The sequence below is a fragment of the Pseudomonas artemisiae genome, from assembly GCF_057128685.1.
Genome location: NZ_JBSKHS010000012.1, coordinates 119,674 through 145,309, shown reverse-complemented (window position 1 = coordinate 145,309; position 25,636 = coordinate 119,674). Strand labels below are relative to the sequence as shown.

Sequence of the window (25,636 nt, the reverse complement as noted above, 5' to 3'; positions counted from 1 at the left end):
GGTACATGGGCAGGGGATGTTCAAGCCCCGGCTGGCCTATCCAGCAGGCGCTGCATCCTTGCCTCCAGCCGCCGCTTGATCTCGGTTTCAATATGGGGCGCGAAGTCGTCAATCACATCTTGCATGATCCGCCGAGCGGCCTCGCGCAGTTCGGCATCCAGGTGCAACAGGGTGTCCTGGCGATTTTGCGCGGGTGTAGGGCCGGTGGGCTCGGCCACCGAAACCAGCACGGGAATATCCTCCGGTTGCAGCGTCGGCGGCTCTACGGCTTCGAACAACAGCGCAATAGGCTCGTGCGCGGGCTCCACCACGGTCTCGGTGAGTACCGGCGGTTCCAGGGAGTCGTCCCCCAGCAGCCGGCGGATAGACTCCAGGTCATCGAGCAACTGAGTGGAATCGGGCAAAGGGGTGGGCTTGTCCATCAAAGGGGCACTCAAATACGCGTCAGACGATGATCCTGTAAAGGATAGCCCTGTTCGCGATAGAAGCGGAAATTCTCCCGGGCTTGGTTGCGCACGGGCGGGTCGGCAATGACGATTTCGGCCACCCGGGCGAAGCGCCCAATGAAGCTTGGCACCGCCAGGGTAAGGTTGATCAGCAGGTCGCCCGTGTCTCCCGCAGGTGTGTTCAGGCCCAGGGTCACCGGTGCCTGGGCAGGGTCGTCCGCTTGGCTGTGGGGCACGAAGCTTTCGCCCTTGAACGCCCACAGGCGGGCATCAAGTGCGTTTCGCTGGTCGGCATCGGCGCAGTGCACATGCACTTGGTGCCCCAGCCGCCAGGCTTTCTCGGCCAGCTTGCAGGCGAAGTCCAGCCGCGCTGAAGGCAGCGGCGTGGGCAGAATATAAAAGTCGACTTGGGTCATGGCATCGAGCGCTGCCGGGCCGGCATCGGCCAACCCGGCAAACGTTTATCTCAAACCGCGGCGCGGTCGAGCAGGTACTGGGTCAGCAACGGCACTGGACGGCCAGTGGCGCCTTTGTCCTTGCCGCTGGTCCAGGCCGTGCCGGCGATGTCCAGGTGGGCCCATTCGAAGTTTTTGGCGAAGCGCGACAGGAAGCAGGCCGCGGTGATGGTGCCTGCCTTGGGGCCGCCAATGTTGGCGATGTCGGCGAAGGGGCTGTCCAGTTGCTCCTGGTATTCTTCGAATAGCGGCAGCTGCCAGGCACGGTCATCGGCGCGCTGGCCCGCAGACAGCAGGTCTTGAATCAGGCCATCGTTGTTGCCCAACAGCCCAGAGGTGTGGCCACCCAGGGCGACTACACAGGCACCGGTGAGGGTGGCGATGTCCACGACCGCCTTGGGCTTGAAGCGCTCGGCGTAGGTCAGGGTATCGCACAGCACCAGGCGGCCTTCGGCGTCGGTGTTAAGGATTTCCACGGTTTGCCCGCTCATGGTCTCGACGATGTCGCCTGGCCGGGTTGCGGTGCCGCTGGGCATGTTCTCGGCGCAGGCCATCAGGCACACCAGGTTGATGGGCAACTGCAGTTCCAGCACGGCGCGCAAGGTGCCGAAGACGCTGGCGGCGCCACACATGTCGAATTTCATTTCGTCCATGCCGGCGCTTGGCTTGATGCTGATGCCGCCGGTGTCGAAGGTGATGCCTTTGCCCACCAGCACATAAGGCTGCTCGTTCTTGTCGGCGCCCTGGTACTGAGCGACGATCAGGCGTGGTGGCTGGGCGCTGCCCTGAGCCACGGCCATGAACGAACCCATGCCCAATTGCTGGAGTTTCTTTTCGTCATGAACTTCGACCTTAAGGCCCTTGTGCTCTTTGGCCATGCTCTTGGCCAGCTCACCCAGGAAGGTAGGGTGGCACACGTTCGGCGGCATATTGCCCAGGTCGCGGGTCAGGCTCATGCCCAGGCCGATGGCGCGAGCATGCTGCACGGCGCGCTCTACTTCGGCGGTGTCGGCCTTGCCAGTGACCAGAATGAGTTTTTTCAGGGCGCGGGGTTCGGCTTTCTTGCTCTTGTAGCGCTCGAACACGTAGCTGGCATCGAGTACGCTTTCGGCCAACAGGCGTGCCTTGCCATAGGTGTCGCGGCCGCCTACGACCACTTCGTCCAGGGCCAGGGCGGCATCGGCGCCGCCGAGGTTTTTCAGCACGCCAACGGCGGCGGTGATCGCTTTGCGCCATTGACGGTCATTTAGGGTGTCTTTACCGATGCCAAGCAGCAGTACGCGCTCGGCGCGCACACCAGGCAGCGTATGCAGCAGCAGGGTCTGGCCGGACTTACCTTCCAGGTCGCCGCGCTTGAGCACCGCGCTGATCGCCCCGTTGCTTTGTTCGTCGAGCGTGCGAGCTACCGCGCCCAAGGTACGACCTTCGCTGACCGGTACCACGAGAGTGGCGGTCTTGAGCGTTTCGGCGTTTACGCTTTTTACAAGCAGTTCCATTTAGCGGTCCCTAATCAATTGATCGACTTCAGCGCGGCTTATCGCCACGGGTATTCACGCATAAGCGCCCAGTTTGAGCCTGAGCCTTGGCCCCTGACAACCCCAGGCGCGCCGCCAAGTGACAGCCACCGCTATTCACAGGATAATGCGCGCACTTTTTCCGTTGGGCCTGCGCGCGCCATGCAGGCAGATGGTCGCTGAGCCTGGTAACCCCGGAGTGTCTGGTTTGATCGTTTTCCGCTATTTATCCCGCGAAGTCCTGGTGACCCTCAGCGCTGTAAGCGCGGTGTTGCTGGTCATCATCATGAGCGGGCGCTTCATCAAGTACCTGGCTCAGGCCGCCAGCGGCGCCCTCGACCCGGGGGTATTGTTCCAGATCATGGGTTACCGGCTGCCGGGCTTCCTCCAGCTGATCCTGCCCCTGGGCCTGTTCCTGGGCATTCTGCTTGCCTATGGACGGTTGTACCTGGAAAGCGAGATGACCGTACTGTCGGCTACCGGCATGAGCCAGCAGCGCCTGCTGGCCATCACCATGGCGCCAGCCACCCTGGTCGCGCTGCTGGTCGCCTGGCTGAGCCTGGGCCTGGCGCCGCAGGGCGTGGCGCGGGTGGCGCAAATCCTTAACCAACAGGATGCCCTTACCGAGTTCGATACCTTGGTGCCGGGGCGTTTCCAGATGCTGCGCGATGGCTCGCGGGTGACCTACACCGAAGAGCTCTCCGATGATCGGGTTAACCTGGGCGGCGTGTTTATCTCGGAAAAACGCGAATCCGGCGACGGCAAGAAAGACCGTGGCATTTCTGTATTGGTGGCCGACAAGGGCCGTCAAGAGGTTGACCCCCACGGCAACCGTTACCTGATCCTGGAAAACGGCTATCGCTACGATGGCAACCCGGGGCAGCCCGATTACCGCGCGATCCACTATGAAACCTACGGCGTGATGCTGCCGCGACCTGAGGTGAGCGAGGACATCAGTGAGCGGGAGGCGATACCGACCCGTACCCTGTTCGCTTCCGACGAACGGCGGGACCGCGCCGAGCTGCAATGGCGCCTGTCGCTACCCTTGCTGGTATTCGTGGTCGCGATAATGGCCGTGCCCTTGGCCAGAGTGAACCCTCGTCAAGGCCGTTTTCTCAAGCTATTGCCGGCCATCCTGCTGTACATGGCCTACCTCACCATTTTGATCTCCCTGCGCAGTGCCCTTGAAAAAGGCCGTGTGCCGATGGCCTTGGGCCTGTGGTGGGTACACGTACTGTTCCTGGCCATTGGCGCGGGCATGATGGGGTGGGGCCCCTGGAAGCTTGCCCGGGCGCAGCGCCAGGCTCGCGTGGAGGGGGCGAAATGAAAAAGCTCGATGGCTACATTGGCCGTAGCGTATTCGTCGCCATACTCGCGGTGCTGGGCATTATCCTGGGCCTGGCCTCGCTGTTCGCGTTGATCGATGAACTGAGCGACCTCAGCGATACCTATACCCTGGGTAACGCAGGCTGGTATGTGATGCTCACGGCGCCTCGGCGTTTGTATGAGCTGTTACCCATGTCCGCGCTTATCGGCTGTTTGATCGGCCTGGGCAGCCTGGCCAGCAGCAGCGAACTGACGATTATGCGCGCCGCGGGCGTCTCGGTGCCCCGCATCGTGTGGGCGGTGATGAAACCCATGCTGGTGTTGATGGTTGCCGGCGTGCTGATCGGTGAGTACGTGGCCCCGCCAGCGGAAGACCAGGCGCAGGCGGCTCGTTCGCTGGCCCAGGGTGGCGGGGATGCCCAAAGCGGTAAGCATGGCCTGTGGCACCGCCAGGGCAATGAGTACATCCATATCAACACCGTACAGCCCCAAGGCTTGCTGTATGGCGTGACCCGGTATGAGTTCGATGACCAGCGCCACCTGCTGCAATCGAGCTTCGCCCGCAAGGCGGTGTACGAGCAGGACCATTGGGTATTGAGCGAAGTAACCACCACCCTGTTCAAGGAGAATCACACCGAAGTGGTACCGGCCGAGACCGAACGCTGGAACGTGGCGCTTACGCCTCAGTTGCTGAGTACGGTAGTGCTGGCACCGGAATCGCTGTCCATCACAGGTTTGTGGGATTACATCCATTACCTTAGTGCCCAGGGCCTGAACAGCGGCAAGTACTGGCTGGCATTCTGGACCAAGGTGCTTCAACCACTGGTAACCGCCGCCTTGGTGCTGATGGCCATCTCCTTTATCTTCGGCCCGCTGCGTTCGGTGACCCTGGGCCAACGGGTGTTCACGGGGGTACTGGTAGGCTTCGTGTTCCGTATTGCCCAGGACCTGTTGGGTCCATCCAGCCTGGTCTTTGGCTTCCCGCCATTGTTGGCCGTGGCATTGCCCGCGGCAGTCTGTGCCCTGGCCGGTGCGTGGCTGCTGAAGCGGGCAGGGTAATACCCTTTCTTGGGGCCACTGTAGGAGCCAGCGAAGCTGGCCTTATCAGGTAATGTTCGCCAGCTTTGCTGGCGCCTACAGGTAGAACAGGTATAAAAAAGCCCCGGCTGTTTCCAGTCGGGGCTTTTTATGGCAAGAAGATCAGGCTTCGGCTTGAACTTCGTCAGCCTGCATGCCCTTCTGGCCTTGCACGGCAACGAAGGTTACTTTCTGGCCTTCTTTCAGGCTTTTGAAGCCATTACCCTGGATAGCGCGGAAATGTACGAACAGGTCCGGACCGCTCTCGGGAGTGATAAAACCAAAACCTTTCTCGTCGTTAAACCACTTGACGGTACCGCTCTGACGGGTGCTCATATCTTATTTCCTTGGAACTCAAAATTAATGTCAGCTGCTCTTCAAATGAAGAACGCTGTTGCTGGTTGCAGGAAGGTAAGAGCCGTCGAACGGGTTGTAGCAAAGTCTAACGCTACTGCCCAGGTCACGAACCATAGCGACCCATGCAAACACAGTCGGCAAGACTCTACGCTAACTTCAGTTGCAAAAACAAGCCCTGGAACAGGATGCATTCTTGCCTTTCAAGTATGACCGCGCGGCCTTATTCCAAACAACCTGGCACAACAAAACCGCCCGTTATTACGAGCGGGTAACAGCAGGGTTTGCTATGCAAACACAGCGCCATGACGCCTCTATGACAGTACAGCTTCGCCAAGGCATTTAGCCGCGGTAGTAACGTTGCGCCACGAACGGCATGGGTGCCACTTTCACCGCTACCTTTTTGCCCCGTACTAGTGCCTGTAGTTCAGTGCCTGGCGCACTAAGGTGCGTGTCGACCCAGGCCATGGCCACCGGTGCGTTCAGGGTAGGGCCAAAGCCGCCGCTGCACACCTGGCCCACTGTTTTGCCTTCGGTATCCAGCACTTCAGCGCCTTCGCGCACTGGCATGCGGTCTTGAGGCAGCACGCCTACGCGTTTGCGCGCCACGCCTTCCCGCTGCTGGGTGAAGATCCGCTCCGCGCCTGGGAAGCCGCCCGCCCGTGGCCCGTCCACACGCCGTGCCTTGGAGATCGCCCAGCCCAGGTTGGCTTCGACCGGAGTCAGTGTCTCGTTCATGTCATGGCCGTACAGGCATAGGCCTGCTTCCAATCGTAACGAATCCCGCGCGCCAAGCCCGATAGGTGCTACCTCAGGTTCAGCCAGCAAACGCTGGGCCAGACGTTCGGCCTGGTCGCTAGGTACCGAAATCTCATAGCCGTCCTCACCGGTGTAGCCGGAGCGGCTGACGAAACAGGAGGCGCCGTCTATGTCCAGGGCTGTGAATTGCATAAAGGTCATGCTGGCAACGGCCGGTTGCAGGCGCGCCAGCACATCGGCGGCTTTAGGGCCCTGTAGGGCGAGCAGGGCGCGGGCTTCGAATACCGGCTCTATCGTGCACGTGCTTGGCAAGTGCTGCTGCAAGTGCGTCAGGTCAGCGTGCTTGCAGGCGGCATTGACCACTAGGAATAGGTGGTCCTGGGCAAGCTTGGCAACCATCAGGTCATCGAGAATGCCACCTTGATCGTTGGTAAACAGCGCGTAACGTTGAGTGCCTACGGGCAGGTCAATGATATCTACCGGTACCAGCGCTTCCAACGCCGCCGCTACGCCCGGCCCGGTGAGGTGAATCTGCCCCATATGTGACACATCGAACAGACCAGCCTGAGCCCGCGTATGCAAATGCTCCTTAAGTACGCCCATGGGATATTGCACAGGCATGTCATAGCCCGCAAAAGGCACCATGCGTGCGCCCAACGCTTGATGCAAAGCATGTAATGGGGTTTTTAATAGAACTTCAGACACCTTTAACTCCTTCAGCCGTGGCCTTGGCCATCAGCATTCGATAATGTTGACCGCCAGGCCGCCGCGAGCCGTTTCTTTATACTTGCTCTTCATGTCGGCACCGGTCTGGCGCATAGTTCGGATCACTTTGTCCAAGGACACATGGTGTTGGCCGTCACCGCGTAGTGCCATACGCACCGCATTGATCGCTTTTACCGAACCCATGGCGTTACGCTCTATGCAAGGGACTTGCACCAAGCCGCCAATGGGGTCGCAGGTCAGCCCAAGGTTATGTTCCATGCCGATCTCGGCGGCGTTTTCAACCTGCTGTACCGTACCGCCTAATACTTCACATAACGCCCCGGCCGCCATTGAACAGGCCACGCCTACTTCACCTTGGCAGCCCACTTCCGCGCCCGAAATAGACGCGTTTTCTTTATAAAGAATACCAATGGCCGCAGCGGTGAGCAGGAAGCGGATCACCCCCTCTTCGTTACTGCCAGGCACGAAGCGCATGTAATAGTGCAACACGGCAGGCACTATGCCGGCTGCCCCGTTGGTAGGCGCGGTTACCACGCGTCCACCGGCGGCGTTTTCTTCGTTCACTGCCAGCGCATACAGGTTGACCCAATCGAGCACCGACAGGCTGTCACGCAGGGCCGCCTCAGGGTTACTGCGTAACTGTCGGTACAGGCCCGCAGCCCGGCGCTTGACCCTCAAGCCTCCTGGCAGGATGCCTTCGTGCTCACAACCGGCATTGACGCATTGCTGCATCACCTGCCAGATGCGCAGCAAACCGGCGCGGGTTTCTGCCTCCGGGCGCCACGCCGCCTCGTTGGCCAGCATCACCTGACTAACGGACAAGCCCTGCTCGGCGCAGTGGGCCAGTAACTGCTTGGCTGTGGTAAAGGGCCAGGCCAGCGCAGTGGTGTCAGCCACGATGCGGTCGGCCCCCGCCGCGTTGTCATCCACCACAAAACCGCCACCGACGGAGTAGTATTCGCGGCTGCGTAGTTGCAGGCCCGCAGTGTCGAAGGCGCGGAAAATCATGCCGTTGGGATGGTAGGCCAGCGGCTTGCGAATCATCACCAGATGCTGCTTTTCGATAAAGGCAATCTCGTGCTCGCCCAGCAAGCGCAGGCGCCCGCTGGCACGAATGGCCGCCAGCCGTGTATCGATGGTAGTGGTGTCGACCGTATCCGGCTGTTCACCTTCCAGCCCCATCAATACCGCCTTGTCACTGCCATGGCCTTTTCCGGTAGCGCCCAACGAACCATACAGCTCCACCCTTACCTCGGCCACGTCGGCCAGCAGGCCGTCGCGCCTTAGCCCATCGGCGAACTGTACCGCCGCCCGCATGGGGCCAACGGTATGGGAGCTGGATGGGCCAATACCGATCTTGAACAGATCGAACACACTCAGGGACATGATCCCTCCAAAGACAAGCCGGTATGCGCAGGTAAAAGGGGCAGCGTACCGCCGCCCCTCGGGAGTTACGCTTGCTGGTAGGCTTCCATGGGCGGGCAGGCGCACACCAGGTTACGGTCACCGAACACGTTGTCCACGCGGCCAACTGGTGGCCAGTACTTGCCGGCCTTGAGCGAGGCCAGCGGGTAGGCCGCCTGTTCGCGGCTATACCCGTGGGTCCATTCTCCCATTAGCTCTTCTGCGGTATGGGGTGCGTTCTTCAGCGGGTTGTCCTCGGCATCCAGGGTGCCGTTTTCCACCGCGCGGATTTCGTTACGAATGCAGATCATCGCCTCGCAGAAGCGGTCCAGTTCTTCCTTGGACTCGCTCTCGGTAGGCTCGATCATCAAGGTGCCAGCCACCGGGAAGGACATGGTCGGGGCATGGAAACCGAAATCGATCAGACGCTTGGCCACGTCGTCCACGCTAATGCCGCTGCTGTCCTTGATAGGGCGCAGGTCCAGGATGCACTCGTGCGCAACCAGGCCGTTGCTGCCGGTGTAGAGCACCGGGTAGTGCTCTTCAAGCCGGCGAGCGATGTAGTTGGCATTGAGGATCGCCATCTGCGAGGCACGCTTGAGGCCTTCGCCGCCCATCATGCGAATGTACATCCAGGTAATCGGCAAAATGCTTGCGCTGCCGAAGGGGGCCGCGCACACAGCGCCTTCCTTGCGGGCCAGCTGAGCATGGCCTGGCATGAAGGGCGCCAGGTGAGCTTTCACCCCGATCGGGCCTACGCCTGGGCCACCACCACCGTGGGGAATGCAGAAGGTCTTGTGCAGGTTCAGGTGGGACACGTCGCCGCCGAACTTGCCCGGGGCGCACAGGCCCACCATGGCGTTCATATTGGCGCCGTCGATATACACCTGGCCGCCGTTGTCGTGGATGATCTGGCAGATTTCACCGATGCCTTCCTCGAACACCCCGTGGGTGGATGGGTAAGTGATCATCAACGCCGCCAGGTGGTCGCGATGTTCCTGGGCCTTGGCGCGCAGGTCCTCGATGTCCACGTTACCGCGGGCGTCGCAGGCGGTCACCACCACGCGCATCCCGGCCATGTGCGCGGTGGCCGGGTTGGTGCCGTGGGCGGAGGAGGGGATCAGGCACAGGTCGCGCTGGCTGTCGCCGCGGCTCTGGTGGTAGGCGCGGATGGCCAGCAGGCCCGCGTATTCGCCCTGGGAGCCGGCGTTGGGCTGCAGCGACACGGCGTCATAACCGGTGGCCGCGCACAGCATGGCCTCCAGCTCTTCGGTCAATGCCTGGTAACCCTGGCTTTGCTCGGCGGGGGCAAAGGGGTGCAGATTGCCGAATTCAGCCCAGGTGACCGGAATCATCTCGCTGGCCGCGTTCAGCTTCATGGTGCAGGAGCCCAGGGGGATCATGGTGCGGTCCAGGGCCAAGTCTTTGTCGGCCAGGCGGCGCAGGTAGCGCATCAGCTCGGTTTCCGAGTGATAGCGGCTGAACACCGGGTGGCTGAGGATCGCGCCCTGGCGCAATTGCCCGGCCGGCAATGAACTGGAGGTGCTGTCAGCCAGGCGGGTGAAGCTCGGCTGCTGGCTGTCTGAGAACAGCGCCCACAGGGCTTCGACGTCCGCTTGGCGGCTGGTCTCGTCCAGGGACAGCCCTACACGCTCGGCGTCCACCTGGCGCAGGTTGTAGCCCGCGGCTCGGGCCTTGTCGTGAAGGGCGGCAGTGGTGGCGCCAGTGCGCAACGTGAGGGTGTCGAAAAAGTGCGTCTGCTCTACGGTCACGCCCACTTCTCGCAGCCCGGCGGCGAGGATGGCGGTCAGCGCATGGGTGCGTTTGGCGATGCGTTGTAAGCCTTCGGGCCCGTGGTACACGGCGAACATGCTGGCAATGTTGGCCAGCAGTACCTGGGCGGTGCAGATGTTACTGGTGGCCTTTTCCCGGCGAATGTGTTGCTCACGGGTTTGCATGGCCAGGCGGTAGGCAGGCTTGCCATGGCGGTCGATGGAAACCCCCACCAGGCGCCCCGGCATGTCGCGCTTGTAGGTATCGCGGGTAGAGAAATAGGCGGCGTGCGGGCCGCCGAAGCCCAGGGGAACGCCAAAGCGCTGGGCGCTACCGATGGCTACATCCGCGCCGAACTCACCTGGCGGGGTGAGCAGGGTTAGGGCCAGCAGGTCCGCCGCTACCGCCACCAGGGCCTGGCTGGCATGGAAGCGCTCAACCACCGCGGCGTAGTTCAGCACATCGCCATTGCTGGCGGGGTACTGGAGCAAGGCACCGAAGAAGCCACGGGTATCTTCCAGAGCCTGCTCGTCACCCACCACCACTTCGATACCCAAGGGCTCGGCGCGGGTGCGCAGCACGTCCAGGGTCTGCGGGTGGCAATGGACAGAGGCAAAGAACGCGCCCCCGCCGCGGTTTTTCGACAGGCGCTTGCAGAAGGTCATGGCCTCGGCGGCAGCAGTGGCTTCATCAAGCAGCGATGCATTGGCGATGGGCAGGCCGGTAAGGTCGCTGACCAAGGTCTGGAAATTCAGCAGCGCTTCCAGGCGGCCTTGGGAAATTTCCGGCTGGTAGGGGGTGTAGGCGGTGTACCAGGCTGGGTTTTCGAGCAAGTTACGCAGGATCGGCGCCGGGGTATGGGTGTTGTAGTAACCCTGGCCGATCAAGCTTTTAAGGGTTTGGTTCTGCCCGGCGATGGCTTTGAGCGCTGCCAGGGCCTCGGCCTCGCTTTGGCCAGCTTCGTTACCCAGCACGCTGGTGCCCTTGATGCTTTCCGGGATGACGGCCGCTGTCAGGGTTTGCAGGCTGTCGAAGCCCAGGGTGTCGAGCAGGGCTTTTTCGTCCACTGCGCGAGGGCCGATGTGGCGGCCGATGAATTCGTTGTCAGTGGTCAACGCTACGTCAAAAGGCATGGAATGCTCCTCAAGCCTGGCCGGCGGTCAATGTATCGTAGGCGCTTTGGTCCAACAGGCCATCGAGCTGGGTGGCGTCGGTCGGTTTGAAACGGAAAAACCAGCCTTCGCCCAGTGGGGCTTCGTTAACCCGTTCAGGGGCATCGCTCAGCGCTTGGTTCGATTCCAGAATCTCACCCGCCAAGGGCATGTAGACGCTGCTGGCGGCCTTGACCGACTCCACCACGGCAACTTCGGCGTGGGCAGCGTGCTCACCCAGCTCTGGCAACTGCACGAACACCACGTCGCCCAGCGCCTCCTGGGCAAATTCGGTAATGCCAACGGTCACGCTGCCATCGGCTTCAACACGCAGCCATTCGTGCTCTGGGGTAAAACGTAAACCACTCATGCAACACTCCTGAAGCCCGAAGGCCATAGAACGAGCGCCCGGGGTCACGGGCCAATTGCAGGCTTTATTGCAAATTGATTGCCAAACGGGTGAAAAGCCCGCATTCATTGAGGTTAGCGAGCGCTAACCAGGCCTAGTTGTCAGAGATCTGTAATGGAAACGTTACACCCGGAAAGGCGGGTCGTTTATCTATTGAGACTTTTAGCGTATTGAATTCGATACGATGTAACGTAAACGTGCCACACCTTACTCAGCGCGCTGTATGCCTGAAATGCCGTACTTGCGCAGGCGGTTGGCAATGGCGGTATGGGAAGTATTGAGCCGCGCGGCGAGCTGGCGAGTGGAGGGATAGTCCACATAGAGTTTCTCCAGCAGCGCGCGCTCGTAATCGTCCATGGCTTGCTCCAGGGTATGGATTTCCCTGTCACGCTGTTGCGCCACCGAGGTACCGGCGATATCCAGGTCGCCAATGTCTACCAGCGTGCTTTCGCAAATGGCCGCGGCGCGGAAGATCACGTTCTGTAACTGGCGTACGTTACCGGGCCAGCGATTGCCCAGCAGGGCTGGGTAGGTGCCAGGCGCCAGGCGGCACACCGGCCGACCAATCTGCGCGCAAGCCTGGCGCATAAACCAGCGGGCCAAGAGCAGAATGTCTTGGCCCCGGTCACGTAGCGGAGGTACCTCTAGGTTGAGTACGTTCAGGCGGTAGTAAAGGTCTTCACGAAAGGTGCCTTCGTTGACCATCTTGCCCAGGTCGCGGTGGGTTGCACTGAGAATGCGCACGTTGACCTTTACTTCGCGCTCGCCGCCCACGCGCCTGAAGCTGCCATCGTTCAGAAAGCGCAGCAGCTTGGCTTGTAGGTAAGGGGACATTTCGCCGATTTCGTCCAGGAAGACCGTGCCTTGGTGGGCCAGCTCCATCAAACCAGGCTTGCCTCCGCGTTGGGCCCCGGTAAAGGCGCCGGGGGCATAGCCGAACAGTTCGCTCTCGGCCAGGTTTTCTGGCAAGGCCGCGCAGTTGAGCGCGAGGAAGGGCGAACCGTGGCGGGCACTGGCGGCGTGGCAGGCACGCGCCACCAGCTCCTTGCCGGTGCCGGTTTCGCCTTGGATCAGTAAAGGTGCATCCAGGGTCGCGATGCGCTGGGCGCGGGCCTTGAGCTGTCGGATGGCGGCGGATTCGCCCAACAGTGCCTCGAACCCCTCGGCATGGTCATGGTGCAACGCGGCCAGGCGTTCGCCCATGCGATTGGGCGGGTAAAAGGTCAGCAGGGCCCCGGCGTTGGGAATCGGCGTGGCATCGAGCAACAGGGTTTCACCCTGTACCGAAACCTCCCTGAGGGGCAGGCGAAAGCCGTTCTCCAGCAGCGCGGTCAGCAGGCTTGGCTCGTCGAGCAGTTGGTCCAGGCGCTGGCCCGCCGGCTGGCGCCCATACAGCGAGAGCATGGCCGGGTTGGCCAGCAGCACCGTACCGGAAGAATCCACCGCCAGCACCGGGTCGCTCATGGCCGCCAGCAGAGCATCGAGCTGCAAGTGGCGGCGCTGCCCGGGCAGGATGTCCACCACGGTCACCGCTTGTACCCCTGCCACGCTGAACAGCGCGCCGCGCAATTCATCGAGCACTGCCGTGCTCAGGGTGGGGGCATCGATATACACGTTAGGGGGCACCATCTCCACCGCATCCAGGTTGAGGTTGCGCGCACCCAACAGGGCGAGCACCTCTTGGGTGATACCAACGCGGTCTTGGAAACTGACGTGAATACGCATGACGAAGGGCGGGCCTGAACGGCTGAAGGTGCAAATTATGCCTTGCCGCCGCCAGCGAAGGAACCGTTGCTGGCCCGGCCCCTATGAGTGGCCCAGGTGCTCCGGGGCCACCGGGTCACCTGAATGACGCCCTAGTGCCCGCTGAATATCGTTGAACATCGCGTCGTACTGGTGGTGCAGGTGCAGCGGAATCACCTGGGTGGTGGGCAGGCCATGCCGCCGAACCACATGCTCGATTCCGCTGGCAAAGTTGAAAGCCAGGTCGCTGGGCAGGTCGAAGCCTTCATTCACAGCAGCCCCGGCAATGGTCCCGGTTACCTGAAAGCGCATCACTTGGCCCTGATCGCTGGCCTGTGGGGCGTACGTGATATCCAGCCGGTAGGCAACGTCTTCAGGTTGTACCGGTTCATGCTCCAGGTGCAGATGGCCAGGTTCGAACATTGCGGGTGCTCCGTTGGTGAGTGCCCCGCGTTAGGCGGGGCAAGGCACACCCAGCATAGCTGGACCAAGCGGGTGCGGTCACACCTTGAATGGGTCCATCAAGCGCATCTGCTCGCTGGCCAGGGCATTGAGCTGGCTGCTTACCTGAGCCGATTCCGTGGCCTGGCTGGTGAGGGTTTCGGTCACGCTGCGAATGGCCGACACGTTACGGTTCACCTCTTCGGCCACCGCGCTTTGCTCTTCGGCGGCGCTGGCGATTTGCAGGTTCATGTCGCTGATCACGCCCACTGCCTCGCTGATGCGGGACAGGGCCGCCGACGCCTGGAGAATCTGCACGGCGTTTTCCTGGGCCTTGCCTTGGCTTGAATGCATGGTCGACACCACGTCACGGGTGGCGCCCTGGATGCGCTCGATCACCTGGCGAATTTCTTCTACCGAATCCTGGGTACGTTTGGCCAGGTTACGTACTTCGTCGGCAACCACCGCGAAGCCACGGCCACTTTCCCCGGCCCGCGCGGCTTCGATGGCGGCATTGAGCGCCAGCAGGTTGGTTTGTTCGGCAATGCTGCGGATTACCTCCAGTACGGTACCGATCTGTTCGCTGTTGACTGCCAGGGTTTCCACCTCGGTGACCGCCTTGCTCACTTCCTCGGCCAGGTCGTTGATGTCCTGAGTGCTGCGCTCGATGATGCGCAGGCCGTCCCGTGCGGATTGATCGGCGCCCTTGGCGGCGCTGGCTGCGTTGGAGGCGCTGCTGGCCACCTCATGGGCCGTGGCACTCATTTCGTTGGACGCGGTGGCCACCTGATCGATCTCGCGGAACTGCACCTGCATGCCTTCACTGGTTTGCCGGGCAATCTCCGAAGACTGGTCTGCGGTGGCTCGGGCTTCGGTGATGCTGTGCTTGATCTGTGCGATGGTTGGCTGCAGCTTGTCGAGGAAGCGGTTGAACCAGCTGGCCAGCTCGCCGAGTTCGTCACGGCGAGCGTATTCGATGCGTCGGGTCAGGTCACCTTCGCCACTGGCGATGTCCTTAAGCATCATCGCCACGCTGGTGATCGGCCGGGTTACGCCAGAGGCGGTCAGCCACAGCAGCGCCAGGCCTAGCAGGCCCGCGACGATCGCTATCAGCAAGGTGTGCAGCGTGCCGCTGGTTTGCGCGTGGTCGAGCACGTTTTGCAGTTTGAGGGCGTCGGCGAGCAATACCTGGCGCGGCAGGTCGATCACAATGCCCCAGGCTGGCACGCCGTCCACTGGAGTCACCGGGTACACCGCGCGGATCAGATCGCCACGGGCCACCACCTTGGCGGTGTCGCCCTGTACCAGTTGCAAAATTTCCCGGCCCTGGTCGCCCAATACGTTGTCCACGGCCTTGCTCAAAGTACCTGGATCGTCGCTGTTGGCCGCCAGCAGGCCTTTGTTGGACAGCACCATCACCCGCCCGGCACCGTCGAACAAACCTGCCTTGGCCTTGAGGGCGCTGGTTTGCAGCGAATCCAGGGCTACATCCACGCCCACCACGCCGGCTACGTTGCCTTCCACGCGAATGGGCACGGCGATGGTGGTCATTAATACGCTTTTGTTGCCTACGGTATCGGCATAAGGTTCGAGCATGCACAGCTTGCCGCTTTTCAAGGCGCAGGTGTACCAGCTGTTATAAGGCTGGCCGCTGGCGTTGAGGTCCGTCTTGAACAGGTCGGCTTCTTTTATGGCTTCATCGCCTTCGCTGCCCCCGTAGCGGCTCCAATAGCTGCTGAAGCGCCCAACGTCGTTGGAGCCTCGGGCGTCGTCATCAACGAACGCCTCGTCTTTGCCCGTAAATTGATCACGCTCGAAGATCGCCCATACGCCCAACACGCCGGTATTGCGCTTGAAGTTGGACGCCAGGGTACGGTTGGCCTCTTCACGCACGGCAGCTGGGTCGAACCCCTGGCGTTGACTCACACCGGCCAATTGGGCCATGTGTTCAGCCACCGTACTGGCGAGCATCAAGTCCGCGCTGTAGGTTTTTTGCAGCAGGGTGGCTTTTTCCGCGGCTTGGGCCAGCAGCAGTTGCTCTACGCTTAAGGTCAACATACGTTCGCTGGAATCACTGACCAGCAGGTTGTTCTGGCGGCTTTGGTACAGGTTCATGCCCACCACGGTGGCCACCACCGCAACGAGGCATAACCCTGCCAGGAGAACGATCTTCAAGCGGATGGACAAGGACTGAAACATAAGGCGCTCGCAATGGACAAGGCTTGGAACCGCGAGCTCAATGGCCCGCGCGCCGAGGGTCGGCTACCTCACCCCATCGGCGCCAGGCCTTACCCCTTGAAGCACACCCGATAGGCGGTCATTACGGTTTGGAGGCCTTTGGCGCTTCAGGCCGCGACCAGATCCATAAGTTGACCAGCACCATCCCACCAATGGCTGCGTAGATAGGCCAATAGTGGCGCAACATCGCCCACATGATGCCTGCGCACACCAGCATGCTGAAGGTGGCCGCCAGCTTGGAGCGCCGCGTAATGACCTTGCCATTGCGCCAGTTGCTGATGATTGGCCCGAACACCTTATGCCGCTCCAGCCAGGCAGCCAGGCGGGGGGAGCTGCGGGTGGCTGCCCAGGCAGCGATCAGCACGAACTCGGTCGTCGGCAAGCCGGGGATGAAAATGGCCACGATGCCAATGCCCAGACACACATAGGCCAGCAGCCCATAAAGGATACGGGCCAATCGAGAACGTTGTGGGGGAAGCTGGGCCATTGACACCAAGGGTTTTTCAGGTCGGGCCACGTACGTGACGGGCCCGGGAGTGAGTTCAAGCCTAGGCATCCGCGAAGGCCGCTTGCAACAACAGGGTGAAGCGCTCAAAGGCTGCCAGGGCACCCGCTTCGGCGAGGCGCTCCTCATGTGCGGCCAACGTCAGGCCATCCAGGGCCTGGGTAAAGGCTTTCCAGCCGGCGGCGCGCCCACCTAGGGGTTCGGCCAGATGGCGAGCGCCCTTGTCTGCCGACAAGCCTAGCGCCTCGGCGCGCTTGATCAGGAAAGCGGCGCCGAGTTTCGACCCTTCCGAGACAAAAAGCCAGCCCAGCGCCTCGGCAACGCTCAAGCCCAGCGGGCCGCCGGGCACCGCCGCAGGCACGTTAACGCCCAGGTCGGTAAGGTCAGCCAAGGCGTGGCTGGCCCGGCAGCGGGCGGGTAGCTCAGGCAAGCAGGCCGTCAAGCGCGGGTCGTTATACAAAGGCGCAAGCTCGGCCTGGAACCCGTATTGGGCCACTACGAAGCGGCTGAAGCCGGCCAGGTTGTCGAAGGGGGCGTAGGCCTTGACTTGGCGGTCCAGGGCTTCGTGAGGGCTGCGGATAGCCTGGTTAAGACGTTGCGAGCGCAGCGGGTGTGCGAGGGGGGAGGTGCTCAGGTGCATGGTGGTTAGAGGCATGGTCGTAAACTCCGTGTCGGCGGCCAGGGGATCAGATGTCCCACACCAGGTTGAAGGACAGGTTGCGGCCCGGCTCGGTGAGCCGGCCCAGGTTGGCAGGGGCGGTCACCGCGGCTTCGCCTACGCTGTCGTAGCCGCGCACGTTGTCCCACAGCCAGTATTTTTGGTTGGTGAGGTTGTACAACCCGGCGCTGAGCGTCAGGTCGCGGGTGACCTTGTAGTAGCCGGTCAGGTCCAGTACGCCAAAGCCTGGGGCACGGAACAGCGTGCCGCCATCTGGGGTGTTGAGCGCGCTTTCATCCACGCGGGTCTTGCGTTTGACCAGGGTCCAACTGGCTTGCGCGCCATAGCGCGGCTGCTCATAGCCCACGCCGATCACCGCGGTCAGTGGGTTCACGCTATTGAGCGGGGCGCCGGTGTCTTGGTTGCGGCCGTAGGCGTAAGCCAGCGAGCCTTGGGTATAGAGGCCATCTGGCGCGCCCCAGGTACTGAGGTTGAGCCGGCCCTTGGCTTCGGCGCCATGAATGCTGGCACGCTTGATGTTGTTGCTGCGGAAGGTCGTTTCGCTGTAGCCCGGCTGCAGGGCGTTTTCATCGATGAAATCCCGGTAGCTGTTGTAGAACAGCGCCAGCTCGTAGTTGCCGATATCAAAATAGCCGCGCAGGCCGGTTTCAAAGCTGCGGCTTTTTTCGGGCTTCAGGTTTGGGTTGGGCGCGACCTTATAGCTGCCATCGGCGCTTTCGAAGCGGCCATACAGGGCCTTGGCGGTAGGGGTGCGAAAGCCCTCGGCATACTGGCCGTACCAACGGGTATGCTCACTCAGCGCGTAGGTCACGCCCAGTTTGGGCGATAGCCGGTGCCAAGTTTTGGCGGCATCGTTGACCTCGCCGGGGTTGTTCACGGCACGCAGAAATTCATCGGTCAGGCGCGGTTGCAGGCGGGTGTAGTCGTAGCGTGCCCCTGGTAGAAGCGTCCAGTCGCCCAGGCGAATTTCATCCTGTGCAAACAGGCTGTAGGTGTTCACGGTGGGGGCGGGGAAGTCGCTCTGGGGCGTCAGGTAATCTCCGGGGCTGCTCTGGCCCGGCTTGCAGTTGAAACCTGCGGCCAGGCAAATGCCGTGACCCGAACGCAGGCCCGTGACCTTCTGGTGCTTCAGGCTGGCGCCGTAGGTTAGCTCATGATCAAAGGCGCCAAGGGCGAAGGCCTTTTCCAGTTGCCCGTCGAAGAACCACTGGCGGTCTTTATACGTGGTTTGCCGGTGACGCAGCACTTGGCGAGTCCACGGCACATAGTGTTCGGCGGTGCGCTGGTCTGTTTTGGCCACCTGGTAGCTAAGGCTCCAGTTGGCCTGATCAGCGAAGGCTGTACTGAGCGCGGTGGAATGCGACAGGCTGAAACGCTCACGGGTGATCAGGTCGTCGCTCTTGCGCCAACGGTACAGGTTTTGCCCACCGCCGCCTGCGAAGGGGCCTCCATAGGCGCTTTTGACGTCTTCCTCGGCACGGCTTTGGTAGCGCTCGTAGGTGAGCGCCAGGCGGCCATCGTCGTTGTAGTTCCAGCCGGTTTTCGCCAACAGGCTGGTGCTGTGAACGTCCTTAGGGTTGGCTGCGGTACGGGCCAGGCCTGTGCCCCGGTTCTCGCCGAAGGATTCGGTTTCATGGCCGTCCCGCTGACTTAGGTGCAGCAACGCGTCGAAGTCCCCGTCTCGCCCGGCAAGGGTGCCAGATTTGAGCCAACTGCTGTCTTTGCCGCTGTAACCGGCCTTGAGCCGAGCGCCAGTGGCCCGGTCGGGCTTGAGGATGTCGCTAGGGTCCAGGGTGTAATAGCTGACGGCGCCGCCAATGGCGCTGCTACCGTAAAGCGACGAGTTCGGGCCGCGAAGGATTTCCACGCGCTTGACGATCTCAGGGTCCACGTAATTGCGCTGGGTTTGCGCGTACGGGCCGAAGAAATAGCTGTCGGGCACTGCCACTCCATCGACCTGGGTCAGAACCCGAGCGCCATCAATGCCGCGAATGTTGTAGCCGGTGATGCCCGCCCGCTGGCCAGTACCGCCCACGCTTACGCCCGGCTCGTAGCGGGCCAGGTCCTGAATGTCATTGACTTGGCCTTGGTCCAGCGCTTGACGTTCGATCACGCTGACACTGCCGGGCACGCGGGTGACGGCCTGGGGCCGACGGGTGGCGCTGACGGTCACCGGGCCCAGTTCCACCGTGTTGCCGCGCTCCAGCACCACTGAGCCGTTGCTGACGGTGCGATACGAAAGCCCCGTGTTGCTTAGCAAACGTACCAAGGCGTGCTCGGCTGCAAGGTGCCCTGTAACGCCTGGAGAATCGATGCCCTTGGCCAGTTCGGCGGGCATGCCCAGTTGCCAGCCGGTTGCTTGGCTAAAGGCGTTGAGCGCGCTCGCCAACGGCTGAGGCGCGATGGAAAACTCACGCGCCGGGCTGGGCTCCGCCAGCGCTGGCGCACTCAGGGTGACGGCAGCGGCCAGTAGCGCGCTGGGAAATAAAGGGTAAGGCATAAAGGCTCCGTCTCGATGCGAATTATTTGCATTGGCAAAAGACGAGACGAACCAGGCGGGAAATCGCGTAACTATTTAGGGCAGGTATTTTTTACAAAACGTAAATAGCTGCCAGGGCCGGACAGTAGCGGGGTAGGCTGGCCAAAGCCCCTGGACGCCACCTCTACGCTCGTGCCCGCGGGCAGGCGCGGACGCGGTGGTTGATCGCCCAGCAGATTTACCTGGCCGCGATCCACCCGTACAGGGCAATACCCAGCAGGACCAAAGCCGCCACCGCCAAGCCCGGCCATAGCCCACGCCAGTGCCGCCGCGACTGGGCGAGAGGGGGAAGGGCCTTTGCGGCCTCACTGATCGCCGTGTGGCTCCAGGCAGCACTAACCTTGGCATAGGCCGCGGCATGGTCAGGGTCGCGAGCCAACCAGGCATCGAAGCCCTGGCACTGTGCCGGGGTAGGGCTTGCCAGCACGATCAACCAATCCAGAGCCTCGTCCATGGTTTGCGCGGGCATTGCCGATGGGGCCTGGAGGGCGGGTTCAGTCATCGAGCAGAGTCCTTGGGCTTAATCCTGAAATAAGGGCCAAGGGTACACAGCCTAGCGAAGCGGGTCACCCACCGCTTTCACGCAGGTTCGCATGATGAATGTGAGCTCCTTTTGCACCGTACTGGTGGACACCCCCAAGGCCTTGGCGATGGTTGGGCAGGCTTGGCCCTGCACGCGGCTGCGCAAGAAGATTGCCCGTTGACGGGCGGTAAGGTCGGCGAGGCTGGCGTTCAAACGCTCAAGCACGCGCTGGGCGTGGGTAGCCCCTTCAGCGCTGCTGCCTGGAGCGGGTACTTGGTGCAGGTCTTCCAAAGGCAGGGTTTCGAGGGTGAGCGCCTGGCGCTGCCGCGCGCGCAAGTGGTCCAGCGCCAGGTTGCGGGCGGTTTGAAAGACAAAGGGTTCCAGGTGTTCGATCGGCCGGTCGGCCACTGCTGTGGTCACCCGCAGCCAGGTGTCGTGCAGCAGCTCCTCGGCCACGCTGGTATTGTGGACCATGCGTTGCAATGTGCGCAGCAAGCTAAGGCGGTGCTGAAGAAAGAGGGTGTCGAATCGGGATTGGCTCACAACGATAACCTGACCGAGGCAGAAGATGATAATGCTTCTCATCTTTTATCTCGGTCAAGCCGTTGCGCTTAAGAATGGCCCTTGTATCGAGGCTCAGGCAACCTTCATCAATGCCAGGCAGTTGTCCAGCATGCGATTGGAGAAGCCCCATTCGTTGTCATACCAGGCCATGACCTTGATCATGCGGCCATTTACCTTGGTGTGGTTGGCGTCGAAGATCGACGACAGAGGGTTGTGGTTGAAATCACAAGACACCAGCGGCAGAGCGTTGTAGCCCAGCACTTTGGAACCCTGTGCCGCGGTTTTGAACAACGCGTTGATTTCTTCTGCGCTCGTATCGCGCCCCACGTTCAGAGTCAGGTCCACCAAGGATACGTTGATTACCGGTACCCGCACCGCCATCCCCGTGAGCTTACCGGCCAATTGTGGCAATACCAGGCCAACGGCCTCTGCGGCGCCGGTTTTGCTGGGGATCATCGAGTGAGTAGCCGAGCGCGCGCGGAATGGGTCGGCGTGGTACACGTCGATCAGGTTCTGGTCGTTGGTGTAGGCGTGGATGGTGGTCATCAGGCCTTGCTCGATTCCCAGCTCCCGGTCCAGCACCTGAGCTACCGGTGCCAGGCAGTTGGTGGTGCAAGAAGCGCTGGAAATCACCTCGTGCTTGGCAGTCAGGATGTCATGGTTCACGCCATAGACTACGGTGGCGTCGGCGCCCTTGGCAGGGGCGGAAATAATCACCTTGCGCGCGCCGGCAGTGATATGCGCGGCGGCTTTTTCCCGGCTGGTAAATAAACCGGTACATTCGAACACCACGTCTACGTTGAGGCTTTTCCAAGGCAGCTCGGCAGGGTTGCGAAGGGCGGTCACGGTAATCTGGTCGCCATTGACACTCAGGCCATTGTCATCGTGTTCTACAGTTGCATCAAAGGCGCCGTGGACGGTGTCGTACTTGAGCAGGTGGGCGTTCATTGCGCTGTCGCCCAGGTCGTTGATGGCGACGACCTGCAGATGTTGGCGATAGTCTTGGGTATAGAGTGCGCGAAGCACGTTCCGGCCGATGCGGCCGAAACCGTTGATAGCGATGCGAAGGGTCATTGGCATTACCTACTGTCAGAATGTGAGTGCCCTTAACAGGCTGCTGAAAAAACACCTGCGTTGCCAAGGCGTGCTAATCACAGGCTTAGCTGCCGCGCCTTGGTTTTTCAACCGGCTGTTAGCCGAAGAACCGTATCACCGGAATCTGTTTTGTTGTTGGAATTACAAGATTATTCGCATAGAAATAGAAAACAAGCCTTTTTAATGGCAGAATTTTGTTTTATCTACAACGCGTGACCGGTACGGTTCTGTCTTTTGATCGACCTCTGGCAGTTAAGTTGAAAGATTTCGCCAGGTCGATCCAGATGCGCGCCCGACAACGGTCCCATTCCTGAAAGCCTGGAGTCCTACATGCATCCCCGCGTCCTCGAGGTTACCCAACGGCTGATCGAACGCAGCCGCCCCACGCGCGAGCGTTACCTGGCCATGATCCAGGGGGCCGCCAGCGAGGGGCCCCAGCGCGGCAAGCTGCAATGCGCCAACTTCGCCCATGGCGTGGCGGGCTGCGGCGAACAGGACAAGCACCAGTTGCGCTTGCTCAACGCTGCCAACGTGGCCATCGTGTCGGCTTATAACGATATGCTCTCGGCCCACCAGCCTTACGAGCGCTACCCTGAGGTGATCAAGGCGGCGTTGCGAGAGATGGGCTCGGTAGGGCAATTCGCCGGTGGCGTGCCGGCCATGTGCGACGGTGTCACCCAGGGTGAGCCGGGCATGGAACTGTCTATCGCCAGCCGCGAAACCATTGCCATGGCCACCGCGGTGGCGTTGTCACACAACATGTTCGACGCGGCGTTGTGCCTGGGCATCTGCGACAAGATCGTGCCGGGTTTGATGATAGGCGCGCTGCGCTTTGGCCATCTGCCGACGATCTTCGTACCCGGCGGGCCTATGCCTTCGGGCATTTCTAACAAGCAAAAAGCCGACGTTCGCCAGCGCTACGCCGAAGGCAAGGCCAGCCGTGAAGAACTGCTCGAATCAGAGATGAAGAGCTACCACAGCCCGGGCACCTGTACCTTCTACGGCACGGCCAACACTAACCAACTGGTGATGGAAGTCATGGGCCTGCATTTGCCAGGTGCGTCTTTTATCAACCCCAACACGCCACTGCGCGAGGCGCTCACTGTCGAGGCCGCGCAGCAAGTGGTGCGCATCACCAAGGCCAGCGGTAACTTCATGCCCTTGGGCGAGATTGTCGACGAACGCGCCTTGGTCAACGCCTGTGTAGCGCTGCATGCTACCGGTGGTTCCACCAACCACACCTTGCACTTGCCGGCCATTGCCATGGCGGCCGGTATCCAGCTCACTTGGAAAGACATGGCCGACCTCTCCGAGGTGGTGCCTACGCTGTCCAATGTCTACCCCAACGGCAAGGCGGACATCAACCACTTCCAGGCCGCCGGCGGCATGGCGTTTCTGATCGGCGAGTTGCTTGCCGCTGGCCTGTTGCACGAGAACGTAAAGACCGTCATGGGCGAGGGCTTGCGAGCCTATACCCAAGAGCCGTTCCTGGACAACGGCAAGGTGGTATGGCGCGAAGGGCCGACCGCCAGCCTTGAGGACACCATTCTGCGCCCGGCGAGCCGACCGTTCTCCACCGAGGGTGGGCTGCGGGTAATGGAAGGCAATCTGGGCCGGGGCGTGATGAAAGTGTCGGCCGTGGCGCCGGAGTTTCGCGTGGTGGAAGCACCGGCGCGGGTGTTCGAGGACCAGCAGCAGTTGGCCGATGCGTTCAAGGCCGGTGAGCTGGAACGGGACCTTGTAGCCGTGGTGCGTTTCCAAGGCCCGCGGGCCAACGGCATGCCCGAGTTGCACAAAATGACTCCATTCCTGGGCGTACTTCAAGACCGAGGGTTTAAAGTCGCCTTGGTTACCGATGGACGAATGTCAGGTGCTTCGGGCAAGATCCCGGCGGCGATCCATGTATGCCCCGAAGGGGTCGATGGCGGCCCTCTTGCGCGCGTGCGCGATGGGGATGTCATCCGCGTGGATGGAACGACGGGTACCTTGCAGATCATGGTAGATCCAGCCGAACTGGCTGCCCGCGAAGCGGCGGTGCCGAGTGTCGACAGCAGCGTAGGCTGTGGTCGCGAACTTTTCAGTTTCATGCGGGTGGCCTTCAGCTCGGCCGAGCAAGGCGCCAGCGCCTTTACCTCGGCTTTGGGAGCCCTTAAATGACATTGGCATTGGTAGGTGATATCGGCGGCACCAACGCCCGTTTTGCCCTGTGGGAAAACGACGCGATGCGTGCGGTGCAGGTGTTTGCCACCGCCGACTACACCAGCCCCGAGCAAGCGATCGCTCAATACCTTCAGGGCCAGGGCCTGGCCGTTGGCGCGGTCAAGTCGGTATGCCTGGCGGTCGCCGGCCCCGTGGATGGGGACGAATTCCGTTTTACCAACAACCATTGGCGGATCAGCCAGAAGGCCTTCTGCGCCACCTTGCGTGTTGACCGCCTGCTGCTGGTCAACGACTTCACCGCCATGGCTCTGGGCATGACCCGGTTGCAACCGAGCGAGTACCAGGCCGTGCGCGAAGGGCGTGCCGACCCCGCCCGGCCAGCGGTGGTGATCGGCCCAGGTACCGGGCTGGGCATGGGCACCCTGCTAAACCTGGGCGCTGGTCATTACATGGCGCTGCCAGGGGAGGGTGGCCATGTAGACCTGCCCGTAGGCAGCGAGCGCGAGGCCCGCCTGCGTCAGCACATTCAGAACGACATTGGTCATGTCAGTGCCGAGACCATCCTCAGTGGGGGCGGCCTGCTGCGCCTGTACCAGGCGATTTGCGCGGTGGACGGCCATACGCCCAAGGCCACCGAGCCTGCCAAGGTAACCGAGCTGGCCCTGGCCGGGGATGCCGTGGCGCGGCAGACCATCGACCAGTTCTGCCGTTTCCTGGGTAGGGTCGCGGGCAATAACGTGCTGACGGTAGGCGGCCTGGGCGGCGTGTATATCGTAGGAGGGGTGATCCCCAAGTTTATCGAGCTGTTCCTGGCCAGCGGCTTCAACGAAAGCTTTACCGACAAGGGCTGCATGAGCGGCTATTTCGCCAATGTGCCGGTGTGGGTCGTGACTGCCGAGTTCTCGGGGTTGATCGGGGCCGGTGTAGCCTTGCGGGAAGGGCCAGTCTAGGCGTCTAATCGGCGTCGAACGGGCGACGACCCGGGTTGACGGGAAATAACAGCCTTGACCACTGCCGGCAAAACCATCCTTCTGGTAGACGACGACCAGGACATCCGTGAACTGCTGATCACCTACCTGGGCCGCTCCGGCTTTCAGGTCAGGGCGGTCAGCGATGGCCAAGGCTTTCGCGAGGCCTTCAACGGAGCCAGTTTCGACCTGGTCATTCTTGACATCATGCTGCCTGACGAAGACGGCTTCAGCCTATGCCGTTGGGTACGTCAGCACCCTCGCCAGGCCCAGGTGCCTATTATCATGCTCACTGCCAGCTCCGACGAGGCCGACCGTATCGTGGGTCTGGAGTTAGGCGCGGATGATTACTTGGGCAAACCCTTCAGCCCGCGAGAGCTGCAAGCGCGGATCAAAGCCCTGCTGCGCCGGGCGCAGTTTGGCAGTGAGCGGGCCGGTGAACTGCTGGCCTTCGATGAGTGGCGCCTGGACGTGGTTAGCCACCGGCTGTTCCATGTGGACGGCGAAGAAGTAATCCTGTCGGGGGCCGACTTTGCCTTGCTCAAGTTGTTCCTGGACCACCCCCAGCAGATTCTCGATCGCGACACCATCGGCAATGCCACCCGAGGGCGCGAACCCATGCCTCTGGACCGCATCGTGGATATGGCGGTCAGCCGGTTGCGCCAGCGGCTGCGTGATACCGAAAAGCCGCCGCGGCTGATTCGCACCGTGCGCGGCAGTGGTTACCTGCTGGCGGCCAACGTTGTTACGGCTTAAACAGCCGAGGCTGCCCCGGTCGCTGCTGAGC

Annotated in this window: 22 protein-coding genes and 1 pseudogene; 5 read left to right on the top strand and 18 right to left on the bottom strand. The window is 61.7% G+C overall.

Going from position 1 to position 25,636, the window contains the following annotated elements; genetic code table 11:
- Positions 1-20 precede the first annotated feature (20 nt).
- Genes ACWKV4_RS15240 through ACWKV4_RS15230 form a run of 3 tightly spaced genes read right to left on the bottom strand, consistent with a single transcriptional unit; the run spans position 21 to position 2,397 of the window.
- Positions 21-422, bottom strand: coding sequence for a DNA polymerase III subunit chi (locus ACWKV4_RS15240; protein WP_483832923.1), 402 nt, complete (start codon positions 420-422; stop codon positions 21-23).
- Positions 423-433: 11 nt separating this feature from the next.
- Complete coding sequence (locus ACWKV4_RS15235) at positions 434-862, bottom strand: DNA polymerase III subunit chi (protein ID WP_483832922.1); 429 nt, start codon at positions 860-862, stop codon at positions 434-436.
- A gap of 50 nt (positions 863-912) precedes the next feature.
- The gene (locus ACWKV4_RS15230) at positions 913-2,397 is read right to left on the bottom strand and encodes a leucyl aminopeptidase (protein WP_483832921.1); all 1,485 of its coding nucleotides are present in this window, start codon (positions 2,395-2,397) and stop codon (positions 913-915) included.
- Between the two features lie 226 nt (positions 2,398-2,623).
- Here ACWKV4_RS15230 and lptF point away from each other — a divergent pair, with 226 nt between their 5' ends.
- A complete protein-coding gene (gene lptF / locus ACWKV4_RS15225) occupies positions 2,624-3,742 on the top strand; it encodes an LPS export ABC transporter permease LptF (protein ID WP_483832920.1) in 1,119 nt (372 codons plus the stop codon).
- Complete coding sequence (gene lptG / locus ACWKV4_RS15220; protein ID WP_483832919.1) at positions 3,739-4,800, top strand: LPS export ABC transporter permease LptG; 1,062 nt, start codon at positions 3,739-3,741, stop codon at positions 4,798-4,800. Before lptF ends, lptG begins: the two co-directional genes overlap by 4 nt.
- 141 nt (positions 4,801-4,941) lie before the next feature.
- Here lptG and ACWKV4_RS15215 read toward each other — a convergent pair whose 3' ends face one another.
- The 15 genes and pseudogenes from ACWKV4_RS15215 to gap form a co-directional block, all read right to left on the bottom strand.
- Positions 4,942-5,154: a cold-shock protein gene (locus ACWKV4_RS15215; RefSeq protein ID WP_003227496.1), complete on the bottom strand. Its 213-nt coding sequence runs from the start codon at positions 5,152-5,154 to the stop codon at positions 4,942-4,944.
- Positions 5,155-5,514: 360 nt separating this feature from the next.
- Positions 5,515-6,636 (bottom strand): glycine cleavage system aminomethyltransferase GcvT, encoded by a 1,122-nt coding sequence (gene gcvT, locus ACWKV4_RS15210; protein ID WP_483832918.1) that lies wholly within the window; start codon positions 6,634-6,636, stop codon positions 5,515-5,517.
- Positions 6,637-6,666: 30 nt separating this feature from the next.
- Positions 6,667-8,043 (bottom strand): L-serine ammonia-lyase, encoded by a 1,377-nt coding sequence (locus ACWKV4_RS15205; protein ID WP_483832917.1) that lies wholly within the window; start codon positions 8,041-8,043, stop codon positions 6,667-6,669.
- Between the two features lie 65 nt (positions 8,044-8,108).
- Complete coding sequence (gene gcvP / locus ACWKV4_RS15200) at positions 8,109-10,967, bottom strand: aminomethyl-transferring glycine dehydrogenase (RefSeq protein ID WP_483832916.1); 2,859 nt, start codon at positions 10,965-10,967, stop codon at positions 8,109-8,111.
- Positions 10,968-10,977: 10 nt separating this feature from the next.
- Positions 10,978-11,355, bottom strand: a complete 378-nt coding sequence (gene gcvH, locus ACWKV4_RS15195; protein ID WP_483832915.1) for a glycine cleavage system protein GcvH — start codon at positions 11,353-11,355, stop codon at positions 10,978-10,980.
- Positions 11,356-11,601: 246 nt separating this feature from the next.
- On the bottom strand, positions 11,602-13,119 hold the full coding sequence (locus ACWKV4_RS15190) for a sigma-54-dependent transcriptional regulator (protein ID WP_483832914.1): 1,518 nt from the start codon (positions 13,117-13,119) through the stop codon (positions 11,602-11,604).
- An 81-nt stretch (positions 13,120-13,200) separates the two neighbouring features.
- Positions 13,201-13,560, bottom strand: a complete 360-nt coding sequence (locus ACWKV4_RS15185) for a DUF5064 family protein (protein ID WP_483832913.1) — start codon at positions 13,558-13,560, stop codon at positions 13,201-13,203.
- A 78-nt stretch (positions 13,561-13,638) separates the two neighbouring features.
- The gene (locus ACWKV4_RS15180; protein ID WP_483832938.1) at positions 13,639-14,394 is read right to left on the bottom strand and encodes a methyl-accepting chemotaxis protein; all 756 of its coding nucleotides are present in this window, start codon (positions 14,392-14,394) and stop codon (positions 13,639-13,641) included.
- Between the two features lie 102 nt (positions 14,395-14,496).
- A pseudogene (locus ACWKV4_RS15175) lies at positions 14,497-15,522 on the bottom strand (methyl-accepting chemotaxis protein); the annotation flags it as partial.
- 376 nt (positions 15,523-15,898) lie between these two features.
- Positions 15,899-16,303, bottom strand: a complete 405-nt coding sequence (locus ACWKV4_RS15170; RefSeq protein ID WP_483832912.1) for a YbaN family protein — start codon at positions 16,301-16,303, stop codon at positions 15,899-15,901.
- Positions 16,304-16,364: 61 nt separating this feature from the next.
- Entirely contained in the window at positions 16,365-16,976 is a 612-nt protein-coding gene (locus ACWKV4_RS15165) for a biliverdin-producing heme oxygenase (RefSeq protein WP_483832911.1), read from the bottom strand.
- A 31-nt stretch (positions 16,977-17,007) separates the two neighbouring features.
- Positions 17,008-19,500 (bottom strand): TonB-dependent receptor, encoded by a 2,493-nt coding sequence (locus ACWKV4_RS15160; protein ID WP_483832910.1) that lies wholly within the window; start codon positions 19,498-19,500, stop codon positions 17,008-17,010.
- Positions 19,501-19,717: 217 nt separating this feature from the next.
- On the bottom strand, positions 19,718-20,041 hold the full coding sequence (locus tag ACWKV4_RS15155) for a FecR/PupR family sigma factor regulator (RefSeq protein ID WP_483832909.1): 324 nt from the start codon (positions 20,039-20,041) through the stop codon (positions 19,718-19,720).
- Positions 20,042-20,092: 51 nt separating this feature from the next.
- Positions 20,093-20,605, bottom strand: coding sequence for an RNA polymerase sigma factor (locus ACWKV4_RS15150; protein ID WP_483832937.1), 513 nt, complete (start codon positions 20,603-20,605; stop codon positions 20,093-20,095).
- A gap of 93 nt (positions 20,606-20,698) precedes the next feature.
- Positions 20,699-21,700, bottom strand: coding sequence for a type I glyceraldehyde-3-phosphate dehydrogenase (gene gap / locus ACWKV4_RS15145; RefSeq protein WP_483832908.1), 1,002 nt, complete (start codon positions 21,698-21,700; stop codon positions 20,699-20,701).
- A 351-nt stretch (positions 21,701-22,051) separates the two neighbouring features.
- Here gap and edd point away from each other — a divergent pair, with 351 nt between their 5' ends.
- Genes edd through ACWKV4_RS15130 form a run of 3 tightly spaced genes read left to right on the top strand, consistent with a single transcriptional unit; the run spans position 22,052 to position 25,605 of the window.
- On the top strand, positions 22,052-23,878 hold the full coding sequence (edd, locus tag ACWKV4_RS15140; RefSeq protein WP_483832907.1) for a phosphogluconate dehydratase: 1,827 nt from the start codon (positions 22,052-22,054) through the stop codon (positions 23,876-23,878).
- On the top strand, positions 23,875-24,831 hold the full coding sequence (locus tag ACWKV4_RS15135; protein ID WP_483832906.1) for a glucokinase: 957 nt from the start codon (positions 23,875-23,877) through the stop codon (positions 24,829-24,831). Before edd ends, ACWKV4_RS15135 begins: the two co-directional genes overlap by 4 nt.
- 54 nt (positions 24,832-24,885) lie before the next feature.
- Entirely contained in the window at positions 24,886-25,605 is a 720-nt protein-coding gene (locus ACWKV4_RS15130; RefSeq protein ID WP_483832905.1) for a response regulator, read from the top strand.
- Positions 25,606-25,636: the final 31 nt, after the last annotated feature.